Source organism: Salinimicrobium oceani (genome assembly GCF_012037645.1).
The window spans coordinates 1-281 of sequence record NZ_JAAVJR010001683.1 but is presented as its reverse complement, the minus strand read 5'-3'; the positions used below and the strand labels follow the sequence as shown (position 1 = coordinate 281).

The following is a 281-nucleotide window of genomic DNA, read 5'->3' as shown; positions in this document are numbered from 1 at the left end:
CTGGTACCTTTTTTATTGCTTCTTCTGTAACGGGTTGCTTTGTGGGCCAATCCAACGGTTCCAGCCTGGTACCTTTTTGGGTCCAGCCAGGCACCAAATTAAGCAAAATATTCTCCCAGCTACTTTCGGCTAAGATGGGAGAAAGGTTGATCTTGCCAAGTGAAGTTTCTAAATGAGCAGCAGATTTTTCTGAAAGTTCTAACCACCCTCTCCATTTGTTACTAAACGGGGCTAAGCTGAAATGGCCCAATGGAATAATGGTTTCAAAAACACTCCCCTCA

At 44.1% G+C, this 281-nt stretch carries 1 protein-coding gene; it reads right to left on the bottom strand.

Annotated elements, in window-relative coordinates:
* Nucleotides 1-281, bottom strand: a 281-nt coding sequence (locus HC175_RS24080; RefSeq protein ID WP_209310241.1) for a hypothetical protein, incomplete at both ends; no start/stop codon positions are given.